Below are 4,086 nucleotides of genomic sequence, written 5' to 3' on the forward strand. Positions count from 1 at the left end.
TTACCAAAATGTAATTTTAATTAATCATATTTCGCATCCTTTCCCAAATTAAAAATTTTATTTAATTACTATTGAAAATTAGGCTTAATAATTTAACCTACACAAGACGTAATTAGTAAATGAAAAGAATTTAATTACACTTTTAAGCTAATAACCTATACGTGTAATAAACTTTTATTACTTTTTATATTAACAACTATTAACCATTTGAATTTTAATAATATAAAATACACATACCTTATCCTTAATAATCTGGTATGAAACCTTATTATTAACCTTTTGACTATTGACACTATTAGATTATTTCATTTATAAAAATTACTACAAACACATGTAACTTTCAAAGAAATCAACATAAGAAGCTTACGAAAATGACTACTTAAAAATTCATTTATTTCTAGAAACGGGTTATGTCTATTATACGTCATCACTTATAAAGGTGAAACAAATATTATAACTTTAAAAAAACTTTTACACATAAACTGTAGCTATGTATCTACAGGGGTAAAATTATAATTATTTATATATAATTAGTTTTTTAAAAGTTTAATAAGTTTGCGTTTTATTCCAAATAGAATAAAACGCAAACTTAACTATGAACAGAAAAGAAAAAAAAAAGTACTCAAAGCCAATTATAATTTTGGAAAATATTATACTTGAGGACTGTATAGCCAATGCATCTAAAGCACAATTAGACTTTCTTAGCCCAGCTGCAACGATGGAAGAATGGACAGACTTTAATCACAATCCATCTCAAGGCACTAACCCATGGGTTAGTGAAAAAGAAATATAAACTACAATTAATCAACTATGAAACACATGCGTAAAAATATTACTTTTTTATTTATACTTTATTTATTCACAGCTTGTTCAAAAGATAATACATTCACTACTGACCCAAGTAATGATGGTAACACATTATCATTCAAAATTGGAGGATATTTAGATTTACAAGCAAGTTCAGTTTCAAAGTCAAATGATGGGAATGTTAAATTGTTCTCAAAGACTACTCAAGTTGAAGGATATAATATTGAATCAAATTTTATTGAGTCCTCAATTGGTAATGACAATGGAATTAAAAATAAATTAAAAAACACAAGTAAATTGGCAAACACGCCGCTTCAGACTAATAGTAAGTATAGACTAATAATTTACGAATCAATTAGTAAAAAACAGATATACAACCAAATCGTTAATTCCAATATAATTACTAGTGTACCTGTGGCCAGAAATGTAGAATATGACTGGGTTGCATTTACTTATGATACTAGTCTGGATGCGGATTTAAATAATCCTGCTGTTGTATCCAATGATATAATTCAAAGTTTACAAGTTCAAACTGTACGAAATAAACCATTTATGACAGCCAGTGGTAAAAACGTCAAAATTATAAGTTCTGATCCTAATTTAGTACAATCCAACATTTCAATTAATTTTAAACAAAAAACGGCACGTGTTGCTGTGAAATTGGACTTAACGCAATTAGAATTTCTATCAAGAATTACAACATCGAGATTGGCCTTGCAAAGCAATAAATTATATACAGGTAATTATGATTTCTTTTCAGGGACTGAAGGTGATTATCTTGCGAATGGATATAGTGCTTTTAACACTTACACTAACCTTACAATCCCTACAAACCCTGCAGGAAATTTAATAATTTTTCCAACTCCGGAACAAAATGAAACTGTTAATACAGTAAAGAATATTATAAAAAGTAATTATTTATACACTTCAAAACTAGACGCATTTGATGATGTAAATGTTGAAATTAGATATTTAGGATGGAATTATATTACCGGTAGTAATAATCCAACAGAAAAATTATCGTACAATGTAAATGATCCTGCAGCTACAAATTTTAATTTTAAGATTTCAACGCATTTACAATACGCAAAGAGTTACACATTTGAATTAAAATTAAAAAATGGTAATTCTTCACAAGTAGGAAATGTTTGGTGGGCAAACTTTAATCTAGCATATGATCCATTAAAAAATGCTTACTACATTAAAGATAAACATACTCCACTTTCTAGCATTACTAGAAATTCCTCAGGAAACAACCAAGGCTTTGGAACAATTAAAACGATAGAACCTGTACAATATATTCCCTCTTCATGGAATACAACGAGTAACAAAATCGATTATTTCCAGCCTGGATATCTTCAAATGAATAGTCCAGGGGCATATGATTCAAATAGAGATATATGTAATTTAATTGCTCCTATAGGAACATGGAGATTACCAACTAACCTAGATTACTCCGCGTTAGCTTCAAGCAGTAACTATATATATAATAAATCGTATTTGGGATATTATATACCAAATACTGTTGCATCACCTAATGGAGGAGTCGTTACATTTCACATGCATGGTTATCTTACCAAACCATCCTCAGGCACGAGTTGGAATGTTATCAGAGCTGGGTTATCTCAAGACAGAGCGCTGACACCTGCTTTTAACGTGGATTTACCAAATGGAGTTACAACGAATTATGATGCTGGTGAAGGTCGTTACTTATATAAAAATATTTCTGGAGGATTTGGGTATATCACACTTTATACTAACGGATTATCACAGAACATCACAGGGAAAGTTAATGGTGAATTAACTCCTATAGATAATACGATAGCTGAAAACCAAGCTTATTCGGTAAGGTGTATTAGAGATACAAGACCATAAAAAATAATTTTATTAAAAATCTATTTTTGTTTCAATTAATATAAATTTATTTCCAACAATTAATCCACCGAAAGTAGACTTACTATTTTGGTAGACTTAACAAGTCTATTAAAAACAAATAAAAATAAATTATTTTGTTAAACATTATTAACAAGAGCAAGTTTCCAGAAAATTAGATTGTCAATATTATTTAAGAATATGATTCAGGAAAGTTTACAATAGACATTAATATGAAATATGATATTTCAGCATCAACTTATTATTAACGGAAGCAAAGTATGGTAGTATGGGTCTTGCAGCATTTGAAAAATTTAAAGTCACTATAAGAAGAAAATAGTAGCTTGAAGCGTATGTATTCAGTTTTGAACTTAGATCATCGTATATTAAAAGATATTAACGAAAATAAAGATTAAGCTCTCAGTGAATGTTAAGAGCTATCAGAAGCAAATATTAAAGCAAAGAGGATCACTAATCATAGGTTCAGTAAAATTATCTGTATGAGTTGCAGTATGTATTAATATTATCACAGTTAAAACTATCAAATCGTCATTGATAAAATGATGGATCTCTCATCGAGGTGTCCTACACGATTATTTGATACTCATTTTTGTTAAATACTTTTTTACGCTTTGTTTGGAATAAAAAACAATTAATTTATGAAATATTCATTTAAAGCATAGAGTGAATCTTAAAAGTAGTTTTCTTTCTACAATAAAATAGCGACTCAATGTCCTTGGTTCAAATAATGACAAATGGTCTATAGTTTTCATGAGCGATTCCTTATATAATGGAAGATGGTTTCAACTGATTAATATTATTTAATAAGCGATAGCCCTTATTAGAAGTTATTTTTGAATTCCAGATACTAAATTAGTTCAAAAAATAATGAAATTTTATGTTATCAAACAAAACCAAAGCGTATACGAATATATAATACTCCTAAATTTATTTATATAGGTTTCAAAAACTTATTGAGTTCAAGAAATCAAAATTCAATATATAGTAAGGTAACCCTGCTTAAATTTCATATACAGTACGTTCCAATCGAACATTTAGAGAGGATGTTATGGACGCGCATTTATTTAAGTCTACAAATCACGATAACACATTTGCTTGGGAGTGGCAAATTTATGACATCGGTAATAATTTGAATAAAACTCTAAATGAATAAGTCCATGGTTATATGCTAATGAAGCTTTGGTAGTATAAAGCGTATTATAATATTTATTTACTGATTGCAAACGGGAAAGACTATACTATTAATTAAAAAATATTAAGAACTAAATTAAACGGTTTAAAGTAAAAGATAAATTTATATATTAATAATAATCAGTTGATTATATTAATAATCGTCTTTATATTTAAACTTAGTAGAATTAAGATTTAAATAATTACTATATAAAA

At 28.0% G+C, this 4,086-nt stretch carries 2 protein-coding genes; both read left to right on the top strand.

The genetic code is table 11. From position 1 onward, the window contains the following. The first annotated feature begins 595 nt into the window (after positions 1-595). Positions 596-793: a hypothetical protein gene (locus tag IPZ78_RS17040; protein ID WP_225555181.1), complete on the top strand. Its 198-nt coding sequence runs from the start codon at positions 596-598 to the stop codon at positions 791-793. Positions 794-819: 26 nt separating this feature from the next. Next, complete coding sequence (locus tag IPZ78_RS17045) at positions 820-2,682, top strand: hypothetical protein (RefSeq protein WP_225555182.1); 1,863 nt, start codon at positions 820-822, stop codon at positions 2,680-2,682. Positions 2,683-4,086 lie beyond the last annotated feature (1,404 nt).

The organism is Sphingobacterium bovistauri (genome assembly GCF_020295405.1).
Lineage (GTDB): Bacteria > Bacteroidota > Bacteroidia > Sphingobacteriales > Sphingobacteriaceae > Sphingobacterium > Sphingobacterium bovistauri.

What these genes read in the sequence shown, in the direction of transcription:
- IPZ78_RS17040 (WP_225555181.1), top strand. Translation starts at nt 596, where the DNA reads ATGAACAGAAAAGAAAAAAAAAAGTACTCAAAGCCAATTATAATTTTG.
- IPZ78_RS17045 (WP_225555182.1), top strand. Translation starts at nt 820, where the DNA reads ATGCGTAAAAATATTACTTTTTTATTTATACTTTATTTATTCACAGCT.